At 52.6% G+C, this 23,816-nt stretch carries 20 protein-coding genes; 3 read left to right on the top strand and 17 right to left on the bottom strand.

Annotation, left to right across the window (positions count from 1 at the left end; all coding sequences use genetic code 11):
• Positions 1–3: 3 nt before the first annotated feature.
• The 13 genes from aldA to AC0VYE_RS10885 all read right to left on the bottom strand — a co-directional run bounded on the left by aldA (position 4) and on the right by AC0VYE_RS10885 (position 17,304).
• A complete protein-coding gene (gene aldA, locus AC0VYE_RS10945; RefSeq protein ID WP_087568973.1) occupies positions 4–1,470 on the bottom strand; it encodes an aldehyde dehydrogenase in 1,467 nt (488 codons plus the stop codon).
• Positions 1,471–1,499: 29 nt separating this feature from the next.
• Complete coding sequence (locus AC0VYE_RS10940) at positions 1,500–2,273, bottom strand: enoyl-CoA hydratase/isomerase family protein (protein ID WP_209071872.1); 774 nt, start codon at positions 2,271–2,273, stop codon at positions 1,500–1,502.
• 4 nt (positions 2,274–2,277) lie between these two features.
• Complete coding sequence (locus AC0VYE_RS10935; protein ID WP_475449528.1) at positions 2,278–3,453, bottom strand: CaiB/BaiF CoA transferase family protein; 1,176 nt, start codon at positions 3,451–3,453, stop codon at positions 2,278–2,280.
• A gap of 5 nt (positions 3,454–3,458) precedes the next feature.
• On the bottom strand, positions 3,459–4,694 hold the full coding sequence (locus AC0VYE_RS10930) for an ABC transporter substrate-binding protein (protein WP_475447844.1): 1,236 nt from the start codon (positions 4,692–4,694) through the stop codon (positions 3,459–3,461).
• Complete coding sequence (locus AC0VYE_RS10925) at positions 4,645–5,778, bottom strand: CaiB/BaiF CoA transferase family protein (protein ID WP_475447842.1); 1,134 nt, start codon at positions 5,776–5,778, stop codon at positions 4,645–4,647. Before AC0VYE_RS10925 ends, AC0VYE_RS10930 begins: the two co-directional genes overlap by 50 nt.
• A 42-nt stretch (positions 5,779–5,820) precedes the next feature.
• Positions 5,821–6,918, bottom strand: a complete 1,098-nt coding sequence (locus AC0VYE_RS10920) for a CoA transferase (protein WP_475447840.1) — start codon at positions 6,916–6,918, stop codon at positions 5,821–5,823.
• A 121-nt stretch (positions 6,919–7,039) separates the two neighbouring features.
• Complete coding sequence (locus tag AC0VYE_RS10915) at positions 7,040–9,400, bottom strand: beta-mannosidase (RefSeq protein WP_475447838.1); 2,361 nt, start codon at positions 9,398–9,400, stop codon at positions 7,040–7,042.
• A 136-nt stretch (positions 9,401–9,536) separates the two neighbouring features.
• A complete protein-coding gene (locus tag AC0VYE_RS10910) occupies positions 9,537–12,614 on the bottom strand; it encodes a glycoside hydrolase family 2 TIM barrel-domain containing protein (RefSeq protein ID WP_475447836.1) in 3,078 nt (1,025 codons plus the stop codon).
• A gap of 95 nt (positions 12,615–12,709) precedes the next feature.
• Positions 12,710–13,528 (bottom strand): sugar phosphate isomerase/epimerase family protein, encoded by an 819-nt coding sequence (locus tag AC0VYE_RS10905; RefSeq protein WP_475447834.1) that lies wholly within the window; start codon positions 13,526–13,528, stop codon positions 12,710–12,712.
• Positions 13,529–13,543: 15 nt separating this feature from the next.
• The gene (locus tag AC0VYE_RS10900; RefSeq protein ID WP_475447832.1) at positions 13,544–14,350 is read right to left on the bottom strand and encodes an SDR family oxidoreductase; all 807 of its coding nucleotides are present in this window, start codon (positions 14,348–14,350) and stop codon (positions 13,544–13,546) included.
• A gap of 26 nt (positions 14,351–14,376) precedes the next feature.
• Entirely contained in the window at positions 14,377–15,144 is a 768-nt protein-coding gene (locus tag AC0VYE_RS10895; protein ID WP_475447830.1) for an SDR family oxidoreductase, read from the bottom strand.
• Between the two features lie 15 nt (positions 15,145–15,159).
• A complete protein-coding gene (locus tag AC0VYE_RS10890; RefSeq protein ID WP_475447828.1) occupies positions 15,160–16,176 on the bottom strand; it encodes a zinc-dependent alcohol dehydrogenase in 1,017 nt (338 codons plus the stop codon).
• A gap of 24 nt (positions 16,177–16,200) precedes the next feature.
• Positions 16,201–17,304: a mandelate racemase/muconate lactonizing enzyme family protein gene (locus AC0VYE_RS10885; RefSeq protein ID WP_475447826.1), complete on the bottom strand. Its 1,104-nt coding sequence runs from the start codon at positions 17,302–17,304 to the stop codon at positions 16,201–16,203.
• 190 nt (positions 17,305–17,494) lie between these two features.
• Between AC0VYE_RS10885 and AC0VYE_RS10880 the strand changes: the two genes are divergently transcribed.
• A complete protein-coding gene (locus AC0VYE_RS10880; RefSeq protein ID WP_209071879.1) occupies positions 17,495–18,283 on the top strand; it encodes an IclR family transcriptional regulator in 789 nt (262 codons plus the stop codon).
• A gap of 81 nt (positions 18,284–18,364) precedes the next feature.
• Here the strand turns inward: AC0VYE_RS10880 and AC0VYE_RS10875 are convergent, their stop codons facing one another.
• Together AC0VYE_RS10875 and AC0VYE_RS10870 are read right to left on the bottom strand one after the other, a co-directional pair.
• Positions 18,365–19,462, bottom strand: coding sequence for a glycoside hydrolase family 117 protein (locus AC0VYE_RS10875; RefSeq protein ID WP_475447823.1), 1,098 nt, complete (start codon positions 19,460–19,462; stop codon positions 18,365–18,367).
• 241 nt (positions 19,463–19,703) lie between these two features.
• The gene (locus tag AC0VYE_RS10870; protein ID WP_475447822.1) at positions 19,704–20,534 is read right to left on the bottom strand and encodes a phytanoyl-CoA dioxygenase family protein; all 831 of its coding nucleotides are present in this window, start codon (positions 20,532–20,534) and stop codon (positions 19,704–19,706) included.
• Between the two features lie 131 nt (positions 20,535–20,665).
• Here AC0VYE_RS10870 and AC0VYE_RS10865 point away from each other — a divergent pair, with 131 nt between their 5' ends.
• Complete coding sequence (locus AC0VYE_RS10865; protein ID WP_475447820.1) at positions 20,666–21,553, top strand: helix-turn-helix transcriptional regulator; 888 nt, start codon at positions 20,666–20,668, stop codon at positions 21,551–21,553.
• 7 nt (positions 21,554–21,560) lie between these two features.
• Here AC0VYE_RS10865 and AC0VYE_RS10860 read toward each other — a convergent pair whose 3' ends face one another.
• Positions 21,561–22,622: a glycoside hydrolase family 117 protein gene (locus AC0VYE_RS10860; protein WP_475447818.1), complete on the bottom strand. Its 1,062-nt coding sequence runs from the start codon at positions 22,620–22,622 to the stop codon at positions 21,561–21,563.
• A 112-nt stretch (positions 22,623–22,734) separates the two neighbouring features.
• On the opposite strand from AC0VYE_RS10860, the gene AC0VYE_RS10855 reads away from it, so the two are divergent.
• The gene (locus AC0VYE_RS10855; RefSeq protein WP_087568990.1) at positions 22,735–23,517 is read left to right on the top strand and encodes an AraC family transcriptional regulator; all 783 of its coding nucleotides are present in this window, start codon (positions 22,735–22,737) and stop codon (positions 23,515–23,517) included.
• Here the strand turns inward: AC0VYE_RS10855 and AC0VYE_RS10850 are convergent.
• Complete coding sequence (locus AC0VYE_RS10850; protein ID WP_475447816.1) at positions 23,505–23,693, bottom strand: hypothetical protein; 189 nt, start codon at positions 23,691–23,693, stop codon at positions 23,505–23,507. The two genes, AC0VYE_RS10855 and AC0VYE_RS10850, sit on opposite strands and share 13 nt — an antisense overlap.
• Positions 23,694–23,816: the final 123 nt, after the last annotated feature.

The raw sequence follows: 23,816 nt of genomic DNA, 5'->3' as shown, positions 1-23,816 counted from the left end.
CAATTACTTATAATTAATGAAAACAGTTCGCTTCTGCATGTACCCCTCAAGTCCATATTCGCCATCCTCACCGCCAAGACCGCTCAGCTTGTGACCGCTGTGGTAGGCTTGCATGCAGCCCGACATACCTTGGTTGACGAATACAGTGCCTGCCTGAATGACGTCAGTACCGTGCATCATCTTTTTGATATCGCTCGTGAACAGATAGGCGGCCAAGCCTAGTTCACTTGCATTTACAATTTTGATAGCCTCTTCGAAGCTTTTAATTTTTACAATCGGCAGCACCGGGCCAAATATCTCCTTCTGCGCAGCTGCCATGTCCGGCTTCACATCAACAAGGACAGTCGGCTCATACCAATAGCCCTTATCGAAGATGCCGCCGCTAGGACGCTTGCCTCCAAAGGCTACCTTGGCGCCTTGGGCTACCGTTTCTTGAACAATGTCGTCAATTTTTTGCAGATCATTGCCATTCGCCTTAGGCCCCATCGTTACAGTGCTGTCGAAAGGATCCCCCACTTTAATAGCCTTCATATGCTCCAGAAGCTTGGCTGTGAAGGCTTCCGCCACCTTCTCGTGAACAAGCACCAGCTCATTGCACACACATACCTGCCCGCAGTTCGCGAATCGGGCTGAGACAGCCGCTGCCGCCGCTTGGTCAATATCAGCATCCTCCAATACGATGAACGGGGCTTTGCCGCCCAGCTCCAGAGACAATGCGGTAATGTTGTCGGAAGCCGCCTTGTAGATCTGCTGACCCGCGCGTACGCTGCCGGTTACCGTTACCATCTTCGTAATTGGGCTGCTCACCAGAAGCTGTCCCACCTCCGCGCCTGTGCCTGTCACGAAGTTCGCAACGCCAGGAGGGAAGCCTGCCTCATGAATCAGGTTGAAAAACTCGGCCGAAGCGATTGGCGTAAGCTCATGCGGCTTAATGATCATCGTATTGCCCGTCACAAGCGCCGGTCCCAGCTTCCTGCCGATCAAGGCCAGCGGATAGTTCCATGCGCATAAGCCAATAGTGACGCCGTATGGCACCTTGCGAATCTGCAGCATCTCGCCTTCCTTATTGGAAGGAAGAATATCGCCTTTAATTTTGTTGGCGGATTCCACGGCGAACATCATATAAGCCATCGTATCTTCCACTTCTCCGAGCGCCTCACGATACGTCTTGCCCTGTTCCATCACCAGCAGCTTGGCTAGGAACTCGCGCTTCTCCTTCACCTTCTCCACCAATTTGACCAAATAAGACGCACGCTTCACGGCAGGCAGCGCCTGCCACGCCTGCTGCGCCCGCTCGGACGATTCCAGCGCCTTCTGCACATCCTCGGCAGAGGCATCGCTTACCCGTCCAATCACCTCTTCATTCGCCGGGTTCTGCACCTCAATCAGCCGATCCGATGATGCCTCCACCCATTGACCGTCTATATATAAACGATAATAGTCTTGTCCATTGCGATTGCCCTTCATCATTGTGCTCCATCTCCCTTTCGCTTCTATTATTATTGGCCCTTGAATTGCGGAGCTCTCTTCTCCTTAAAGGCTGCCTTGCCCTCCTGCGCGTCCTCTGTCGTGAAGCAGAAGGAGAACAGGCTGTTCTCATATTGCAGGCCTGCGTCAAGCGGCATATTCATGGCCGCTCGAAGTGCAAGCTTCGCGTTCTCAACAGCGATTGGACTATATGCCGCGATGGCGCCTGCCGTCTCGTAGACCAGCTTCTTCAGCTCACCAGGCTCCACGACCTGCTCAACCAATCCGCAACGCAAAGCTTCCTCCGCTGACAACAGCCTCCCCGTCAACACCATCTCCGCAGCCTTGCCTGCACCTACAATTCTCGGAAGCAGCTGCGTGCTTCCGCTGCCTCCGATCCAGCCCAGCTTAATTTCAGCTGCGCTGAACCTGGCATTGGATGACGCCATACGAATATCGGCCTGCAGCGCAAGCTCCAGTCCTCCGCCAATGGCATACCCATTAACCATAGCGATGACAGGCTTGCGAATGCTGCGAATCGCCATACAATAATCATCTCGATTACGCAGATCCCATGGACTTCCGTAATCATCCAGCACATCAATGTCGCTGCCGGCGGAGAAGCTCTTCTCGCCTTCGCCGGTGAGAACGACGACTCGTACGCCCTTATCCTTGTTGATCCCCTGACAAAGCTCGCTGAGCCGCTCGCCCATCGCCCGTGTGACGGTATTCAGCTTGCCCGGTCTGGCAAGCGTAATCGTTCCTACATAGTTGTCAACCTCATATCGAATATCGTTGTTGTCCATCGACTTACTTCCCTCCATCGTTGTCCACCGAACCCTCAAGACCGAAGTCCCTATTAATTCGTACCGTGTGCTCGCCGACTGGAGGCGCTCCTTTCTCATGCTTGAGCAGCTGTCCGTTCACCCTTGCCGGGTAACGCGTCGTCTTGAACACCTCGCCGCTTGGCCTTACGACCTCCTGGAACATATCCAGCACCTTGATGCCTTCATGCTGAAGAGACTGCTCCCAATCGAACACCTCAGCGCACCAATAATCGGCCGGCTCGAGAATATCGAGCCACTCCTTTGTCGACCTCGTCTTCAGATGACGATTCAATATTCCCTTAATGGTGTCCCGCTCATCGAACCAAGCTGACTGCTCCGTATAGACGAGCAGCTCTTCGCACTGCAGCAGTTCGCCTAATGTCAGAATGGAGCCCATAGCCAGCGCGATATAGCCATCCTTTGTTTCATAGATGCCATATGGCGCGCCAAGGTAAGCATGGGCATTCCGGAACCTGCTTCGCTTGGGCAGCTCTCTCGGCTCTTTGTTCATATAAGCGCTCAGCACTTCGAATTGGAAATCCAGAGCCGCCTCCATCAGACTGATCTCCACTAGTCCGCCCTGACCGGTCTTCTCTCGCTTGTACAGCAAGCCCAGCAAGGCTTGAACAAATACGGAGCTGGTATGCAAATCAATTGTTGCTAATCCGAAGGGAACAGGCGGCTGCTCGCCGTCGCCGTTCAGCCAGGCTAAGCCGGACATAGATTGAACCAGCAAATCCTGACCCGGCTTGTTCTTCCAAGGGCCTTCCACGCCGTAGCCAGTAATGCTGCCGTATATAATGCCAGGATTCAGCGCCTTGACCGATTCATAGTCAAGACCGAGCTTCTCCATAGCGCCGGGGCGAAAATTTTCAATGATGACATCCGCCTGCTGGATCAACCGCTTTACTTTTGCGAGATCAGAGGGGTCCTTCAGGTTGGCAGCGTAGCTTTCCTTGTTCCGATTCATAGACTGGAATACGGTGCTCTCTCCGTCTACCCTTAGATTCGACAGTGTCAGCTGGCGGCTTCCATCACCCGCGTTCGGCCTTTCGATCTTGATGACTCGCGCCCCCAAATCGGCTAACCGAAGTGCTGAGACAGGGCCTGCCAGATATTGGCTGAAATCCAGTACAACAATATCCTCCAGCAGCTTCATTCTGCTCACATCCCCGTTTCCTGATGCTCTCGTCTAACCTGTATACGCATTTCGTTTAAGGTTTGAATAACCGTTCTCCGCTCCGTCGCCTGATTCATCAGGCGGTACCGAATCAGATTGCCAGCCTGCTCCTGGAAGCTGATATAGCCATGGAAACGCGGTCTCATGGAGCCGTGTGTCAATGTGTCCAGCGTGTTCTTGAAGAAGCCGCCGGAGAGACGATTCACCTCGGGGTCCAGCCATGCCTCCCGATGGCCTGGCTGACCGTCATTCAGGAAAAACGAGGTGCGCTGGAACTCTGGTGAAGCGACCATAACGGCGAAACTGGCAGCGATGTCAGAATGCCGGCATTGCGACGAAATCGCAAGCCCTACACCGCCAATCATGCTGCCGCTTGGCACGCCGCTGTCAGACGGAATGTTGCCGAAGCTCGCCAGGTACGGTCGAAAGCCGACTCTCGCATAATTGGAATACCCGTAGATAAGCGGAATGTACGCTATTTCATTGCTGGTACCCATAAGATTCAGCATTTGAATGGGATCCTGATGCACCGATTCCGAATGTACATACGGCATCAGGCTTTCCATAAGCGCAAGCGCCTGCTCGCCTACCTCCATAGGAAGATCAAGACCTTCACTCCAATAGGCCCGGTTCGACAGCTGCGCGCATAACGTGAAGAAAGTTGAATACGCATGCACTGGCACAAGCGGTAGGCCAATTGACTGCCCTTTGGGCAGTTTCTTGGCGATGGCGAGCACGTCGCTCCAGCTTCGGGCAGGCGATAGACCGACCTGATCCAGCAAATCCTGTCTGTAGGCGCTGACTTGAGCTGCTGCATCCACAGGCAGCGCCCACTGCTTGCCTTCATACGTATAGCTGGCGTAGCTTAATCCTGTCGAATGAAGCTCCTGATCCTTCAGAAAAGCCTCCTCTACCCGATCATTCAAGGGCAACAGCAGTCTCTTCGCAACTGCTGTTCCTATATGGGGGTGATCAATCATAATGAGATCATAGGTATCTGCAAGCAGCTCCAGCGGATACAGCTCGAAATCAGACAGAGAACGCGCGTCCCATTCAATCTCGACGTTAGGCTCCAGCTTGCGGAACGCCTCAGAGGCGGCTGCCAATGGGTTCAAGCCGCGCTCATGAGACCATGTCATTCCTTTTAATTTCAACTTCATCACCATCTCTTCAACGTGTAATGTTCCATTCCGATTCAACAACGGCGTTATGCTCTCCAATACGCGGCGCTCCTCTAGAGGACTGCAGCCGATGGCCGTTCAACCTGATGGGACAGGAGATTGCCGTCATACGGGCTCCGTTGCTTCGATAGATGTCCTGCGTCATACGCAGCTCTCTGAACGCTTCCTCCTGCATAAGCTGCATCCAATCCAGCAGCTCTTCGCAAGGAATGCCGGCCTTTTGCAGTTCAACGCTCCAATAATGAGCAGGACGTGTTGTCAGCAGCTCCTCCATGCGGGCAGCCGTAGCTTCGCCGAGCGTATCCAAGGTGAAGTGAGGGGCAATCGCCTGGGCCAATGTGTGAAGAGGCATATCGCCGAGCGCAATATAGCCTGCAGCTGTTGGATACAGCCCCTTCAGCCAGCGGATGGACTCCGATCCTTCTGCTCCTTCGACAGGTAAGGTAGAGCCTCGACCCGGCATCCACTTCTCCTCCCAGATCTCCTGCATGGCATCCAAGGTGGATGCCAGCATATTGACCTCTACAAATGCGCCGCTGCCTTGGATGGATCGACGCACAAGAGCCGCCAACATGCCTTGCACAAGGTGGGCTCCGGTTATCATATCTGCAATGGCAAGACCAAATGGGATAGGCCCCCGTCTCGACTTGTCTCGGTGCAGCCAGGGCAGCCCCGTGAGCGCCTGGAGCAGCAGATCCTGTCCGGGTCTATCACGGAGTGGACTGTTCCCTCCATATCCGCTAATAGAGCCGTAGATGAGACGCGGATTAATGGCTTTCACCTCTTCATAGCCGAAACCAAGCTTCTCAATGACACCCGGCCGAAAATTCTGAACCATCATATCCGCATGGCTCAGCAGCTTCCGCACCTTGCATCGATCAGCCTCGGACTTCAAGTCGACAGCATAGCTTTCCTTATTCCGATTGATGGAGTGAAACAGCGTGCTGTCCCCATCCAGCTCCAAATTCGAAATATACAGCCTTCTGCACAAATCCCCGCAGTCCAGCCGCTCAATCTTTATGACTCGCGCGCCCAAATCCGCTAATCGCAAGCCTGCATAAGGACCAGACAGGAATTGACTGAAGTCAAGCACAAGCAAGCCCTCCAGCGGTCTCGGCATCATGATGTATCACTCTCGCTTCAACTTAATATGCAGCTGCTGCGGCTACAGCAGCTGAAATTCCGCCTCAAGCCTGGCGTTGTCCATGCCCGCCTGCCCAACTCCACGGCGACTTCCCATATAGTTGTTGTCGAATCGAATGGGACAATAAGGCGTAAGGAATAAGCCTCGCTCCTCCGCTTGCACCTGCTGTATATTCCGCAAGGCTAGGAAGCCTTCGTGCTGAAGCAGCTCGTCAACCGTCTGAACCACGGCGCACCAGTAGTCGCCCGCTACCAGGTCCTCCGCCCAGTCCGCAGCCGCTTTGGTTCTGAGATGATCGGCGAGCAGACCTTTAATTTCATCCCGCCTCAAGAACCAACTGGCAACATCCTCATAGTGGGCCAAAGCTTCGCATTGCAGCAGCGCGCCCAGCTCCAGCACAGAGCCCATAGCCAGAGCCAAATACCCATCAGCCGTCTCATAGATTCCATATGGAGCCGCCAGATAAGCATGGGCATTATTTAACGAGCTTCGCAGCGGCAACTGTCCTCCATCATTAAGATGAGTCGTCAACACCTCGAATTGATAATCAATCGCCGACTCCAGCAGACTAACCTCAACAAGCATTCCCTCCCCCGACTTGGAACGGAGCACAAGAGCGGCAAGAATGCCTTGCACGAGATTTGCGCTTGCGAACATCTCCACCGTGGACAGCGGGAATGGGATTGGGGGATCATTGGCATTTCCGCTCAGCCAAGGCATACCCGTGAGTGACTGGACGAACAAGTCATCATACGGCTTCGCACTCCAGGCTCCTTTCCGGCCATAACCCGTTATGCTGGCATGGATCAGCTTGGCATTCAGCGCTTGCGTTCTCTCATAGGGGAGCAGCGTTGTCTGCAACCCGCTTGCAGGCGGCCCTTCGATGAGAACATCAGCTTCCGCAATCAGCTTGCTCAGCTTCGCATGCTCTCCTTCAGTGGCGACGCAGAACTGAAATCTCTCCTTGTTGCGGTACAAGCTGACAAGCGGAAGCGGCTCATCCTCCGTCCCCTCGATTCGGATGACACGCGCCCCAAGATCAGCCAGTCTTAACCCCGCGAAGGGACCGGCAAGCTGCGTGCAGTATTCCACAACGAGCAAACCCTCTAATGGAAGCAAGCCATCCCCTCCTGAGCCGTTACAATCTTCCAAGAAACAGGGGAAGGGATGGAACAAACGTAGTCGCATGTTCATCCCTTACTCCCTCAAGAACCGATAATTATTCAACCGCTTGCCGATATTACTCCAGCTCCCAAAGCTCAGGGTTGTAGCGGTAATAGCTGTGGCCATATTCATCGCGCAGCTTGTTGCTTTCGTCCAGATGCTCGATACAAATGCGCTTCGCCTCAGCTTGATCGCCAATAAGCAGCTTGTATGCATTGCTGGCCAGAACGCTGCCGCCTTGCTTCAACGTAAGCGATACCGAGAACTCGCCTGCTGCATCAGCATCCACCGTCCATGCGATGTCGCTGAATTTGGCGGAGCTGTTACAAGCGACTTGCGCCTCTATCGTTCCGCTCTGTACAACCTCGCCTTTATGATTGCTTAGCGTCCATTCCAGCTCGGTGTCCGCGTAGGTCTCATGGTAGTCGTTCACAACCCACAGCTCGCCTTGGAACGTCTCGCCCGGATTCCATCTTCTCTTCGCGAATGCCAAGCTTGGCAGAAGCGGCTGATAGCTCCTCTTGACATAGTCGAAGCTGATTTTTTTCTGACCGTAATAATCGACAAGCCCCCACTTGATGTCAGGCCAGTGCGTAATGAAGTGACAGAGTGACACGCCGCTCATACGAGGCTTCCGTCTGCGATACAATTCAAGGGCAAACTGCAGAATCGTGCCGTGGGCGATTTGAGTCGATTCCACGAACTGCTCCAGTGAATCCATTCTCTTATCGCCGAACACCTCAATGTTCAGTCCTTGGAGAATGTGGATATCGGCCCAGTGGTAGCCCCAGCTTGGTCCCATCGGCCAAAGCTCGTTCTCCGGAATAAACTTCCTCAGGCTTTCGATAGATGGCGCCGACGCCGCCGTCAATTCCGGAATGATGGAGCAATCCAGAGCCGGGTAATATTCCTCCATGAAGCTTCGGCCGCCGCCGTAATAATGCTCGTTGGCGTGCTGGGACTCCTTGGGCTTGAAGCCCATGCTCTGGCCGAACTCATTGCTAAGCGGCGATGCAAGCCCGTAAGGAACGGAGGTGTATGCCCCAATGGCAACGCCGATCGCTTCCATGAGCTCCTTGTTGCCGCTCTCAATATGAGCATCTGTGAAAAACACCTCTTCGCCGCCCATCCAATAAATATTGGAGGGGTGATTGCGGCGAAGCTTCACAATTTCAATACATTCCTTCGCTACCGAGTCTACAAATGCGGGCTCATTGGAGAAGGCTTGTGTAGAGAACGTGAAGTTCGTCCACACTGTAATGCCGAGCTCATCGCACAGCTTATAGAAGGTCGGAATTTCCGGCGGATGCCAGCCGAAGATACGCAGATTGTTGATATTGCTCTCCTTCACCAGATGAAGCAGATGCTCATATTTCTTCGTGCTGTTCCGTCCGTACAGGAAGGACGGCTGACCGCCCCAGCATGCCGAGCGTAAAAATTGGCGCTTGCCGTTAATAACGAAGGTCCACGGATATTCCGACTCCTCTTCGGTGAAGCCTGGATTCTTCTCCATCTGAATCGTACGGATGCCGATTCTGTCCTCAACACGATCCTGCTCCGAACCGTTCTTCCGGACTGTAATTTCCATATCGTACAAATTCGGAGTGCCCATGTCCCAAGGCCACCAGAGCTTCGCGTCCGCAACGTCTACACTTGCCTTTACTGTATGGCTGCCGGCTTGAACCTCTGCCTCCACCGTACGAGTAATCGTCTCGGATTCGAAGTTATTGCCCTTCAACGCGATCTGGAGCTGGACGGTTGCCGACTCTGCAGCCATATTGTCGAGCTCAACCTCCACATGAACGGCAGCGCCCTCATCCTTAAGCTCGGACTCGGTGCGATAATTCACAATGCGCACATCCTCTGTAGCCACGAGGCGTACGGGGCGCCAGATGCCGAATGGCACTAGGCCGGTGAAATAATCGCCAGAGAAGTTCACCTTCTTGCCGCCGACATTGCGGAAGTTCTTCGGCGGCGGGTCCAGCTTGACCGCAAGCTGATTGGAGCCGCCAGCCCATCCATCAAAGTTGAGATACTGGCTGACCTCGAAGGAGAACGGAGAGAACATGCCCTCATGACTGCCCAGCAGTTGGCCGTTCAGCCATACGGTGCAGCTGTAGTCAACGCCTTCAAATTCCAGATGGACCTTCTTGCCCTTCATATCCTGCGAGACGTTGAACCTGCGAATGTACCACCACTCATATTCCTGCACCCACTTGGCCTTGTGCATATTGCGGCCGAAGTAAGGATCCTCCAATTCACCGGCGCGCTGCAAATCCGTGTATACATCCCCTGGCACAGAAGCATAATTCCAGCTGAATATAACACCCTGCCGCTCTGCCGGAAGGATATGGAACCCTTCTCGTTCCCCTTCGCCTACCCTCATCTTCTCCATCTGCCAGAGCTTGCCGATTAAATCCTTCACTACACGTGACATGCCATAACCTCCCATTATAGGTCCACATTTTAATACAGAACAACAATCCGAAATTTTTTTTTATTTAATTATTTTCGGAACATTGTTCCGTTTTTAGTTGATTATACAGTTGGATAGGCTAGGCGTCAATACGTTTTTACTCATCTTCCTTAAACACAGGTCTTAAGGTAAATTGGAAATCAAATTGCTTCTCCTTCAGCTGGTACTTATCCATCAGCTTGGGACCACATGAGTGCGAGCCTACCCCGCTCATCTTGTAATCGAGCTGAACGATCGTTTCCTTCCTCTGCTGAAGCTCATACGTATGCTTGGCTGCCGTCAGATCCTGAGGCAAATAACGGGAAGCGTTCAACGAGAAGGGTTCTGTACCGTCCAGCAGCAGCCCCATGCCCAGCTCATTGGATACGACAGCCCAATCCGTGCCCCATCTGGAGCCGTTCTCTTGCGGCATAATATAAGACTCGCCCATTTCCTCAACGCGCTGTACATATCTGCCCTTGCGTACGCTCTGACGCTTGTCCACATAGCTCTCATGCGGTCCATAACCGACATACTCCACCGTATTCATGGCTGCCGGCAATCTTAGCTGCAAGCCGAAGCGAGGCAGGAAGTCTATCTCCTTCTTCACCTCTGCGCTTGCCTTCACCGTTACCGCGCCTTGGGCATCGAACAGCCACTGGGCTGACCCTCGCACAATAGGCTTACGCGTGTAGAGACCCAAGGAAAACTCAACGGTCACGACAACCTCGCCCTCGGCACGCTGCTCCCAATCACAGCGATACACCTTCATGCCGGCATGCTCCAGCCCTTCATATTGCCATCTCGCGACCAGCGGTCTGTCGTTATCTAGAGGCGCTCGCCACATATTGAAGGATAGAGGCTGCTCCAGCAGCGCCACCCCGTGCCTTGTCAGCTGATCCGGCATACCCTTCCGCAGATCGAAGGAATGGCTGAAGTCAAAGCCAGTAATAAGGAGCTTACGCTCCACCTCCAGCACTTGGATGGAGGTATGAGAGGCCTTGTTTTCAAATAGCTTGGAAGCACCGCTGCCAACACTTGACGTCAGCTCAAATTGCTGGAACATGATTTCATGCCCACGCTCCGCCCACACGTTTTCCTCCTCCAGGCAGCAGGATATGGTCAAGCTAACCGCATCCAGAGAGAACAGCTTCGGTTGCAGCGGAAGCTCCACCACTTCTCCGGTATGCGGAGCCGTTCGCAAGTCCCGAAGCTCGCCTTGCTGGAGGATCACGCCCTCACGCTCCACCTTCCAATAGAAGACCAAATGGGAGAGGTCCACGAAGTCATACAGATTGCGAATCTGCAGCCGGCCCTTCTCCAGCTCAACGGCATCCATCCGAACAGGCGCTATGACCTGCTTCAGCTCCAGCAGGCCGGTATGCGGCGTACGATCGGGAGCTACCAGGCCATCAATGCAGAAATTGCCGTCATGCGGCTTCTCGCCGAAGTCGCCGCCGTACGCATAATACGTTTCGCCATGCTCGGTTTCCCTCTCAATGCCGTGGTCGCACCATTCCCACACACAGCCGCCCATCAGCTTTGGCTCGGCGTAGATGACTTTCCAGTAGTCCAGCAAATCGCCGGGGCCATTGCCCATGGCGTGGCTGTATTCGCACAGGAACAGCGGCTTCAGCTTCGACTCATCCTTGGCATAGGCTTCAATCTCCGGAACAGATGCATACATGCGGCTTTCCATGTCCAACGCGCTTGTATCGGGATGACCCAGGTACAGGGAGGCCCCTCCTTCATAATGAACAGGCCTTGCGCTGTCCCTCTCCCGCGTCCACTTCGCCATGGCAATATGATTAGGACCGTATCCCGACTCGTTGCCCATCGACCAGATCACCACGCAAGGGTTGTTTTTATCGCGCTCCACCATGCGAACCGCCCGATCGACGAAGGCCTCCTCCCAATCAGGATTGTTGGACAGCTCATGGAAGTCCGTATAGGATTGCATCCCAAGCCCTTTGGCCATATTGTCCCAGTTATCGGCGATAGCCAGCCCATGGCACTCCAGGTCCGCTTCGTCCACTACATAGAAGCCGTATTCATTGCAGAGCTCCAGAAATCTGGGATCATTGGGATAATGAGATGCCCGAATGGTATTGATATTGTGCCGCTTCATCACCTGAAGATCCTGAATCATATGCTGCAGAGGAATGGTCTGGCCAAGGCTTGGATGGGAATCGTGGCGATTGACGCCCTTCAGCTTCACGGGAACGCCATTGATCTGGAACACGCCCTCTTGAATCTCCACTCGGCGGAAGCCAACGCTGAAGCGCAGCACCTCTTCACCCGAGGACAAAAGCAGCTCATACAGCACCGGCTGCTCCGCACTCCAGAGCTGCGGGTCCAGCACCTGCATATGAAGCTGTCCCCCTTGCCCTATTTCACCTTGCGCCGCAGCTATTTCAAGGCCGCTTGGATCTCGCAGAACAGCTTGTACAACGGCACCGCCGGCCATCTCCAGCTCGATATTCAGTTGAGCCTCACGGTCGCCGTTCAGCAGCGTTGTACGCACGAACACGTCGCGAATATGCGCCTTATCCCTCGCCAGCATATAGACATCCCGGAATATGCCCGTATATCTCCATAAATCCTGATCCTCGAGGTAAGTGCCATCACAAAATTTCAGCACCATAACCGCCATCCGGTTAACGCCAGAGACAAGGTGCTTGCTGATGTTGAACTCGGCAGGCACCCGACTTCCTTGGCTATAGCCGACGAAGCTTCCGTTCACCCATAGATAGAAGCACGCATTCACACCCTCGAACACCACATATTTTTCCTTCTCCGTCCAATCCGGTGAGAGGTTGAACTCCCGAATGTACAGCCCTGCGGGATTGTCGTCCGGCACAAAGGGAGGGTCGCATGGAATGGTGTAGTTCAGATTGGAATAATGCATGCCGTCGTAGCCGTTATTCTGCCAGCAGGAGGGGACTAATAGGGAGGACCAGCTTCCTGCATCATAAGCCGCTTCATAGAAGCTGTCGCGAACCTCCTCCACACTGGCGTAGTATTGGAATTTCCAAGCGCCATTTAAGGTCTGATAATAAGGAGAGCGCCCTCTCTTCCGGGAGGCAGCTCCATCGGCATCCGCATGCGGAATATAATAAGCTCTTGGCTTCTCGCGGTTTATGTGCAGTGTACGGGGATCTTCCCAATATTTATCGATTTCCAGCAAAGGTATCACTCCTATAATAGTTAGACTATTCCCTTAAGGGAGACGAAGAGCACCCGTTTCCGAAGGACCCGAGTGCTCTATGTGTTATTCAGCCGGGCAAGGCATCAATTGCCATCAGCAGCAATCCAGTCTGGATAGCTGGTTCTCACCCGACTGGCGATCCATTCATTCACATCCCATAGATCTGCAACAGGCTGCTTCGTAAAGGCAAGCGTCGGCATATAGGGTACTGGCCCAAATTCAGGCGTCATCGTGCTTACAGCTTCCCCCTGCGACTGGCGACGGCTGAACATCCGCTTCCACCAGCCCTCGAAGCGTTCCCGCTCCATGCTCCATTCCGGTGCTGCAGGATGCGGAACCTGCGGGCCCTGGGAGAAGCCGATTCTGCCATGGATATGATGGGTGTGTGCGATGGCAAGCTCAATCTCCTCCTCCATGTCATGAAGGAGAGATTCACATACATTCGTCCAATGGCTGAAATCTGCCGTAATTCGCAACTCCGGGAACTTATGCAGCAGTCTTGCCGTTGTCCACGGCGAGAACATGGCCCGATGCCTATGTGTCTCGTGTGCAACTGTTATACCGTTGTCCCCCTCTATTCGGAGCGCCGCCTCGAAGAACCGATCCTGCTCATCATGGCTCATACGATCCCGGGCGCTGTGCGAAACAATGAGCTGGGGCTCGAAGCCGGCAGCTCTCTCCACCTGCTCCTTGAAGGATTCAATATGATCCTCACCGCCAGTGAAAATCTGGACGATATAGGCAAGCGAATAGGTCTGAAGCGCTTCGCGGAAGGCCGCCTCCTGCTCTGGCAGAGGCATTGGCGCTTCAATGCCGGTATACCCCGCATCCGCCGCTCGCTTGAACTGCTCGCTATAGGTGCCTTCCATCCCCCAGAGCGCTTTGTATAGATGTAATTTCATGGATTTCACCTTTTCTCAGCTCTGCAGTCGCAGCTTGTATTGATCAGGCTGGAGCGAACCCGCTTCCGTTATAGGATCGTATACGGTCACTATGCATCCATGGAATTGGTCCGCCAGTCCCTCCGCCAGCTTGTAGGCGCATGCCGGCGCTTCCTGAGGATTCGCGGCGCTATTACGTATCCATTCCTCCATATCGGGGAAATACCGTTTCCCTTCCGGCGTTGCTCGCAGAGCTCTTGTCATCTCCGAATCATTCAGTCCTGGATTCAACGCAAACACCTTGATAGAAGCTCCCGTCTCATCCAGCTCCTCCGCCAAATTTTCTGTAAATCTGGCGACTGCCGTCTTAGCCGTTCCATAAGCGTTACTGTTCTTCATTGCATGAGTGGTTCCCCCGCCGATTAAGTTGACCATGCGGCCGAAGCCCTGTCTCAGCATCATGGGGACAATAGCATGGACGCCATAGAAGGTTCCTCTAAGATTAATGTCCACATCGTCTCCCCACGTTCCCGGGTCCACCTCCCATGTCGGCCCAATCGCTCGATTCACACCTGCATTATTGATCCAGACATGAACAACCCCAAGCTCCGACTCCAGGCGACGGACGAGCTCCTTCATCTCCTCATACCTGCGAACATCCACCCGGAAGACTCTCCCTGGCGAAGGAAAGGCTGCAAGCTCCTCCTGAAGGGCATTGATGCGATCACTATCCCTACCCGTGCCAATTACTTGATACCCTTTATCCCTAAAATAAAGCGCTATGTTGCGGCCAATGCCGCTTGTAGCTCCCGTAATGACAACAGTCTTAGTCTCAAGCGTCATTGGATCCCTTCTTTCTTGTCAGAGTGCTATCTGCCCATCCATCCGCCGTCCACCGTTACAATCGTGCCGGTTACATAATCTGATGCGGAGGAAGCCAAGTAGATAACAGCTCCATTCAGGTCTTCCGGCCTTCCCCAGCGAGCTGCTGGTATCCGGCCTAGAATAGCCTCATAACGGACAGGGTCCCCTCTCAGCTGCTCCGTATTATCCGTCTCGATGTAGCCTGGAGCTATCGCATTTACCTGAACGCCGCGCGAGGACCATTCATTCGCCAGCGCCTTGGTCAGCTGTCCAATGCCGCCCTTGCTCGCTGCATAGCCAGGCACGTTAATGCCGCCCTGATACGTAAGCAGTGACGCGGTGAAAATAATTTTGCCCGCTCCACGCTCCAGCATCCCTTGTCCGATCTCCCTCGCCAATATGAATTGGGAGTTCAGATTCACTTCGATAACATGATCCCAATAATCATCTGAATGCTCCGCCGCCGGCTTGCGCATGATGGTGCCAGCATTATTCACCATAATATCGATATCAGCATGCTCTTCCTTTAGCTTGGTGATAAACGCATACAACGCGCTGCGGTCGCTGAAGTCACAGGCATAACCGGCAAAGTTTCGCCCTGCTTGGCGCACCTCTTGCTCCACCTCGCTCCCTGGCTCCAGGGTTGCGCTTACTCCGACAATACCCGCACCAGCCTGCGCCAGCGCAATCGCCATGGATTTGCCGATGCCTCGCTTGCAGCCCGTCACCAATGCTTTTTTACCCCGCAGTGAAAATAAATCCAATATATCCATTCCGCTACCTCCCGCTTAATTGCACTGAATAAGAACCTTCATCACGCCGCTGCCGGATTCCATCTGTTGGAAGCCCGCTTGAATCTGCTCGATGGGATAAACCTCGGTGATCAGACGGTCAAGCCCAAGCTCGCCGCTTGCCGCAAGCTGGATCGCTTGCTCGAAGTCCTCATGCTCATATACGCGCGCGCCGAACAGCTGAAGCTCTCTCCAGAAGAAGCGATGCAGATCTACGGGGACAGGCTTGCTGAAAATGCCAACAATGACAATACGTCCTCTAACCTTTGGCAGCTTGGTCATTACCTCAGCGCCAGCTAGGGAGGAGGTCACTTCGAACACTACATCGGCGCCTTTGCCGCCAGTTGCTTCCTGCACATACTCCGCCAAATCCCGCTCCTTGGAGTTGCATGTTTGGAAGCCAAGCTCCTCCAGCAGCTGGAGACGATATGGATTAATCTCCGCCACAACAACCCTTGCTCCAGCAGCACGGGCAACAAGCGCTATCAACGTACCGATGGGTCCTCCGCCGATTACAACGGCATATTCGCCCGGCGCTACTTGACCCAGTCGAACGTCATGACAAGCTACGGCGAGCGGCTCAATCATCGCGCCATGCTGCAGGCTGAGCTCATCTGGCAGCCTATGCAGCGTGCTTGCAGGAACGGTCCAATACGATTGGAACGCGCCGTCTGTCTCAATGCCCATGAACTGTAAGCGATGGCAGATATGGCTGCAGCCATCCTGACATGCCGGACATTCACCGCATGGTCCCAGCGGCTTCACCGTAACCTTGTCGCCCGGCTTATAGTCCGCAACCTGGCCGCCAACACGCTCGATGACGCCCGACATCTCGTGGCCCATCACTTGAGGCAGCTTCACACGATGATCCATGTGGCCGTGATAAATATGCAGGTCCGTTCCGCATATGCCCGCATAAGCGACCTTGATCTCTACCTCGGCAGGCCCTGGCTCTCTGCGCGCGCCTGTACCGACTAAGATGCTTTTGTTCCCCTCATAGAATGCCGCTTTCATTGCCATCCACTCCCTATTAGATGTTTAAAATAATTGCTTGTAAGGCTGAAGCAGCTCCCACCGGAACTCTACGCCTGTGCCCGGCACATCGGGCGCGACGGCTCTTCCATCCTGAATAACAAGCGGACGCTTCGTATATTGATCAATCGGGAAGCTGTGCACCTCGAGATACGACGCGTTCGGCATCGCCGACATTAAGCTGACGTGCAGCTCCTGCATGCCATGAGTGCACACAGGCAGATTGTAAGTGTAAGCAAGATTCGCAATCTTCAGCCAGCCCGTTACGCCGCCAATATTGGACGCGTCAGGCTGCGGGAAATCAATGTTGCCGCGAGTAATCATGTTCACGAATTCATAGACGGTATGGAAGTTCTCGCCTGCCGCGATAGGCAAGCCGCCCTCAGCGCCGATCCGGCGGTAGCCGTCATAATCGTCTGGAATTGTCGGCTCCTCCAGCCAGAAGATATCATGTGGCGCTAACAGCTTAGCAGCCTTGATGGAGGTCTCCACCGACCATTTCATATTAGCATCCACCATGAAGGTGCGGTCAGGTCCAATCAGCTCTCTAACGGCTGCTACACGCTCGATGTCCTCTGCCAAACGCTCTTGGCCCAGCTTGATCTTCACGGCCTGGAACCCTTTATCCATATACCCTTGAATATTAGCTAATAGCTTCTCCTTGGTGAAATTGAGATCAATAGCTCCCGCATAAGCCTTCGTGGAGGAGGCATGGCCGCCGAGCAGCTTCCACAGCGGCTCGTCGCAGCTCTTCCCGCGTAGATCCCACAGGGCTATATCAATAGCCGAGATGGCAAATGAAGCAATGCCGCCGCGCCCTACATAATGAATCTTCCAATTCATCTCTTCCCAATGCTTCTCGATGCAGCTGGCATCCTTGCCCAGCAGGAACGGCTTCAGATCATGTTCGATCATCTGACAGACCGCTCTTCCACCTACGCCGCCCGTGTAGGTATAGCCGACACCTTCACTGCCGTTCTCCAGGCCAATCGTGACGGTAATTAATTCGAAATGCGAATGAATGCCGTGCCGCGCATCTCCCAATTGCTCCGAGAGAGGCACGAGGAAATAATCGATTTGAATATGAGTAATTCGTTTTCCATTAGCCAATATGTTCACCCTCTATTGTCAATGATCGGAAGTCAATCGTTCCAATTAATTAAATGTTATTACACTAAATATATTAAGTCAATAATTAATCGGAACAATGTATCATTTTTATTTCAAGATTGACTCATTTCAAAACATTATTTAAAATAACGGAATAGAGATGAAGCGAAAGAAGGTGTTTCCTTTGAGCATGGAAACGAATAAAACGAGCTCAACCTTAGAACGTGCGCTATTCCTGCTTGAGCAACTGGCATTAAATAAGGGTGGATCCGGAATCGGAGAATTGTCGGAAGCGACCCGACTTCCCAAGAGTACGACACACCGTATACTGGAGACACTCATGAAGGCGGGTTTTGTTATGCAGGAGCCGTCAACGGAGAAGTATTTTGTAGGACTGAAGGCTATTGAGATCGGGATGGCCGGCCTTCATAACATCGATCTGGTAGAAGCAGCGATTCCTCATCTTCAGGATCTGGCTGCACAGACGGGTCAAACCGCATTCCTTTCCGTATACAACGAGGGCGAGGTTATCTATATCTATAAGGTAGACGGGAGCGCATCCGTTATTATGAATGCGATTCTCGGCTCTAGAAACCCCGTTCATTGCACGGGTCTAGGGAAAGCCATTATGGCTTACTTCTCACTTGAAGATGTCGACAAAATCATCAGCGAGAAAGGGCTTAAGCAATACACTCCAACTACAATTACGGACCATCAGCAATTTCTTCAAGAGCTGAGCAAGATCAGACAGACGGGCATATCCGTCAATCGCGAGGAATACGACGAAGGCTTAAGCTCTATCGCCGGACCCGTGTTCAACTATACAGGAAAAGTAATCGCGGCCATTAGCGTAGCGGGACCAACCGCTCGCATCTTCGACAAGCAGGATGAACTGGAGGCGCACGTCAAGGAGAAGTCTTCCCTGATCTCCAAGCGATTGGGCTTCGCACCCTCCATGCGCTCTGTCTATCTCTCCTAAATTCTCGTATCGTCGTCAGGAATGGCTTGCCGATATGACAAAAAGCCGAGTGTCTGCAGCAGACAGCTCGGCTTTTACCTCTTAATCCTTTTCTCGCTGCGCTTTCTTGCCTAACCAGAGCACCTCAGGGTTCACCTTATTCGCATAGTGATGCTTGTAATCCTCCACCGTTCTGAATTTTAGAATATGGTTCCACTTGGAATGGACGTTATGGCACAAGCCCCAGCGAATGCCCTCAAGCGGACTGCGTTCTGTATCCTCGGTCCGGAATGGACCCGCCGCCTCTGGCGGATTTTTAATGACGGCCTCAATCTCAAAGTTAATGCCATCATGTGCATATTGGATCGTATTTTTCTCCGGACCGTCTGTCGAGAGAAGCCCCGCCATGCCCCCACGATAGTGCCAAAGCAGCGTCTCATGACCGCTATTGGTCACCGGATTGTATTCCGATTTCACGTACGGACCCTCCGGATGATTTGAGATCGCAACGCCCCACTTTGTCGTCCGTCCGCCGAAGGTCATCTCTTCGCCCTTCTGCTCGCCCTTATAATAGAGCCAGAACTGGTTATTATAATGGAAGAGAACAGGATCATGCACCTTCAGGCTGTCGAAGTCGCCCTTATGCTTCACGGTCAAACGATTATCGCCATCGCCGAACCATTCGCCGTTCATCGCAGGACGAAGAATCGGCGCATCCAGCTTGCGCCAAGGTCCCTCTGGCGACTCAGCGATTGCCATGGCAATATTTTCGTATTTCCTGAGCAGGTATTGGCCTTCAATAACTTGATACACCAGATAAAACTTGCCGTCATGATGCAGTATCTCAGGCGTGAACACACTTCGGTCATCGTAAGAGCCCTTGGGACCCCGGCCCACTGCAAGCCCTTGCTCCGTCCAAGTCTTGGAATCCGGAGAGGTTGCATACCACACCTCAGATTGATCCCACGGGAACACCTTAGCTTCCGGGTCGCCTGTATTAAAGCCTACAGCTTCGCCATCGGACTTCGTATACCATACATAATAAAGCTCTCCCACCTTGACCACACTGCTGGGATCACGGCGGTGAACGCCCTCTTCATAGCCCAGACCATCAACCGGCTCATACGTAAACTCACAGAACCAGTCGGCATTTTTCGTATATTGTTTGCCTCGAATCGTTGCAGCGCTTTCTTTTTTCATGTTTAAACCTTCTCCCCCCTGGATGATATAAGACAACAAACCATTTAATCAATAAATTTCGTTAAAATTCGGAATTCATTTCATTTTTATTGATACTTGAATTATAACCCTCACTTGTATTTTGGTCAACAAGCTAGTTGTCCAAAAGCTAGTTGTCCAAACAAGCGATTTCTCCATACCAAGTCGATAGCAAGGAAGAACCCCCGCCTGCATACAGGAAGGGGCTCGCTAACTTAGAAGCTTATTCGCTCTTCTTATAAATAATCGGGTTCAGCTTGCTTGCCGCAAGATCGCCAGGTGCAAGGCCCGGTAACCATTTCTGCAGATCGGTATTGCGAGCGTTCGTGTCCGGCTCTATGACCTTCGCGTCATCCGCGTAATAGATGACTGTCATGACCTCGCGCATCGTGTTTGTCGGATTGCCTGGAGCGCTATGCAGCGTCCAGCCATAATGCCAGGTTGCGTCGCCCGCTTCCAGTGCACCGTAATTTTCAACCTCAAGACCTTTGGCTTCAATATATTGACCCAGCGTTTTCTGAGATTCATCGGAGATTGCCAACTTGCTGATGTAGCCAAACTTGTGGGAGCCGTTCGCAAAGTTCATCGAGCCTACTTCCTCTGATACAGGAACAAGCGGCATCCACATGGTGATGAAGTTATCCGTATCTACAGGCCAGTAGATTTGGTCTTGGTGCCATGGAGTAATTCCACCGCCCGGCTCCTTGAACAGCGCTTGATCGTGGTAGATGCGAACGCCGTCTACACCCAGCAGCTCAGCAGCAATCTTGGCGAATCGGCGTGCAAATACGAAGCGTTGGATTTCCGCGGATTTCTCCCAAATGTTCGAAACCTGAATGAAGGCTTTGCCGTAAGTATCCCGCTCCTCAATCGGCTTGTTATGATAATTCAGCTCCTTCACCTTCTCACCGATGATGGAACGGTATACACCCACCTCTTCGTTTGATGCGACTTGACTCAGCTTAATATGTCCCTTTTCCTGGAACTGTTGAATTTGCTCCGTCGTGAGTCCATAATCACTTGATAGTTCTGGCAGCTTATTCAAATCCGACATTCCCATTCACTCCTCATATTGTTGTTCGACTCTTGATATCCCATATGTTATCATGGGTATACTTGTTTGTATTTGAACGATTGAGGTCAATAGTTGCACTTTACCGACTTATGAAACAGGGGGAGTTCAGGGTGCAAGCAACAGCTGAAATAAGACCATTAAATCCGGTTGTCCATTGGGCGCAGCAGCATCGGCAGGCCAAGGAGCGGCTTATTGAGCGGCGTATTCGAGATTTCGAAATTCTGCTGCTGGAGCATGGCGAGGTCGAGGTTCAGATTGAATCGGAGGCGCCCTTCCGCGTTCAGCCTGGCCAGTTCTTTCTGCTGCCCGCGAAGCTCAGGCATCGTGTAGAGGTGCTGTCGCAGCCAGACGCGTTGTTCCTGGGCGTTCACTTTGACTTCTACAATGAGCTCTATATCGCGAAGGACGAAGACATCATTGTCTCTCTCGATCATAACGAGGACGATCATCATTATGGCAGCATGCCTCAGACGCAGGAATTTCTGGAATGGATAAACGCTGGCAGCCTGCATGCGACCTCTGAGGTTTACAGCCTGCTGGAAGCCGTTATACATGAATTCACCCATCGGCCGGCAGGCTATATGATGTGCTGTCAGGGCTTGCTGCTGCAGCTATTCGCTCATCTGTCGAGAGCCATTCATCAGCGTCAGCGGGGGGGCGCAAGCGCGGGCATGCAGCTGGCGATTGCTGAATTAGCCACTGCTATTGAGCAGAACGCAGGGGAACTGTGGTCCAATGAGAGAATGGCAGACATGCTGAATATTAATGTGGATTATATGGGACGTCTGTTCAAAAAAATCATGGGCACCAGTCCCAACAAATTCGTCCAGGGGATCCGTCACACCCAAGCGAAACGACTGCTCCGCGATACCAACGACACGATCGAATGGATCGGACATACGATCGGCTACACGGATGTACATTATTTCGTTCGGATCTTCCACAAGTGGGAGGGCATGCCGCCAGGCGAATATCGCAAGTTTTGCAGGCTGCTGTAGTAATTCCCTAGTGATTACATTTGTTATTGCACAAATGCTTTGTCCTTTCATCCACCTCGAACCTCTGAATATAATGCCATTGGCTGTTAATCTCATGACTGAGTCCCCAGCGCAGCCCTTCCAGCGGATGAATATCAGAATGCTCCGTACGGAACGGGCCTCCCGCTTCCGGAGGGTGCTCGATATAGGCTTGAATTTCGAACTGCAGCCCGTCCTGAGCGAATTGGATCGTGTTGCGTTCCGGTCCATCTGTCGTCAGCAAGGCCGCCATGCCCCCCTTGTATGGCCAGAGCAACGTCTCATGCCCGCTGTTCGTTATCGGATTGTACACCGATTTGGTATAAGGCCCCTCCGGTCGCTCAGCTACAGCGACTCCCCATTTGGTTTCCCTGCCCGCGCAGGTGAGCTGCTCACCCATAGGATAGCCTTTATAATAAAGCCAGAATTGATCCTTATAGAAGAAGAGACATGGATCATTGGTCTTATGGCTGTCGAAGTCGCCTCTATGCATGACTAGGTGGCGGTTGTCCACCTCTCCGAACCACTCTCCATTGCTTGCAGGCGACAGGATCGGCTCATCAGCCTTCACCCATGGACCGTCAGGAGAGCTCGATTGAGCCAGTCCGATATATTCCTTGGAGCGTCTCAAATAGGGATGCTTCACGACCTGATAGACAAGGTAATACTTGCCGTTATGGGCCAGCACCTCAGGTGTAAATACGCTTCGATCATCATAAGCGCCGGGCTCTCCTCGACCTACTGCGAGGTCCTGTTCATGCCAGTTCACCCCGTCGTTGGATGTTGCATACCAGATCTCGGACCAATCCCATGGCCATACCTTGGCATCCAAATCGCCAGTATCATAGCCGACGCTTGGACCTGAGGATTTGGTATACCAGACATAATAAACCTCTCCGATTTTGATTACACTGCTGGGATCCCGCCGGTGAATGCCTTCCTCATAGCCCAGCCCCGTTACAGGAGCATATTTGAACTGGCAATACCAAGTGCTGTCCTTCCCATACTCGCGTTCTCTTGCTCTGCGCATAGCCAAGCTTTCTTGTCTCATGCTTAACCCTCCTCTTATATACTTTAATTTCATCTTATATCACCCTATTTTCATATGACATGCAATAAACTATCATAAAGGATATACTTTATTTCATTGGAGAGGTCCGGCCATGATCGAAATACTTACCGGGGAAATTCAACTGCTTCATTATCATTATTGGGAGAGGAAACAAGTTTTTCGGTTTGAAGAAGACACTTACTCCTATTGGGTAGTTTTCGCTGTTCAAGAAGGACGCTTTCGCTACAAATTAGGCGACAGCGATGATGGCGAAGCCATTAGCGGCGATTGGGTCATTTGTCCCCCGGGGACATCATTTGGTCGCGAAGTTATACACCCGCTCAGCTTTTTTTATTTAGGCTTTGATTGGTCAACGCCGCCATCTAACCTTCCGTTGGGCAAACTTACATTCACCGATCAAGAACGTCTTGCCTCTGCTTATCGCTACCTGCAACAGCTATACGCTCTCCCACCCGAGCAGGCCATGTTATGGCGGAACCGCTTCGTTCAAGAAATTTGGGATGGTTATGTCCTGCAGCAGCTTCTTCCAGAATCAGCAGATCGAAGCACCAAAGATCCGCTTATGCTCAGCGCACGCCGCAAGCTCCGAGAGCAGGCCTTTCAATGCCTATCATTGAAAGCGATCGCAGATGAATTAAGGTTAAGTCCCGTCCAGTTTACACGACGCTTCAAAGTTGCGTTTGGCTGCTCCCCCTCCGAGTACGTTCGGCAGCTTCGCCTCGACCACGGGAAACGACTCTTGATGGAAAGCACTCTTACCGTGGATCTGATCTCGCAGGAGTGCGGGTATGAGAATGGCTTCTACTTCAGTCGAGTATTTTCCCTTCATATAGGGATGAGCCCCTCGAAATACCGAAGGGCTCATCGATTGTGATCGCTTATCTGATTCAATTCCACCCTCGCTGCCCCTTTTATTAACACAGCGGCACTTTTTTTACCGCAGCGCTGAGCGAATGGACATGCTGCGCGGCAAGTTGATCTTGCGCATGTCCCATACCGTTCTTTGACTGGTTTGGATGGCTCCAACACTGCATGAGATATATCCGACATTCTAACAGCTCCTATTCCGTGAAAGTTTGTTTTAATTCTCCTTATCATACTTAAATGTATGAATTCTGTATTTGAACAATCAAGCCTAATCGTTGCAGTATTCCGACAAACAACAAGGGCTGG

The organism is Pristimantibacillus sp. Z349TD_6, assembly GCF_056173205.1.
The sequence above is the reverse complement of the archived record's forward strand: the minus strand, read 5'-3'. Positions and strand labels throughout refer to the sequence as shown.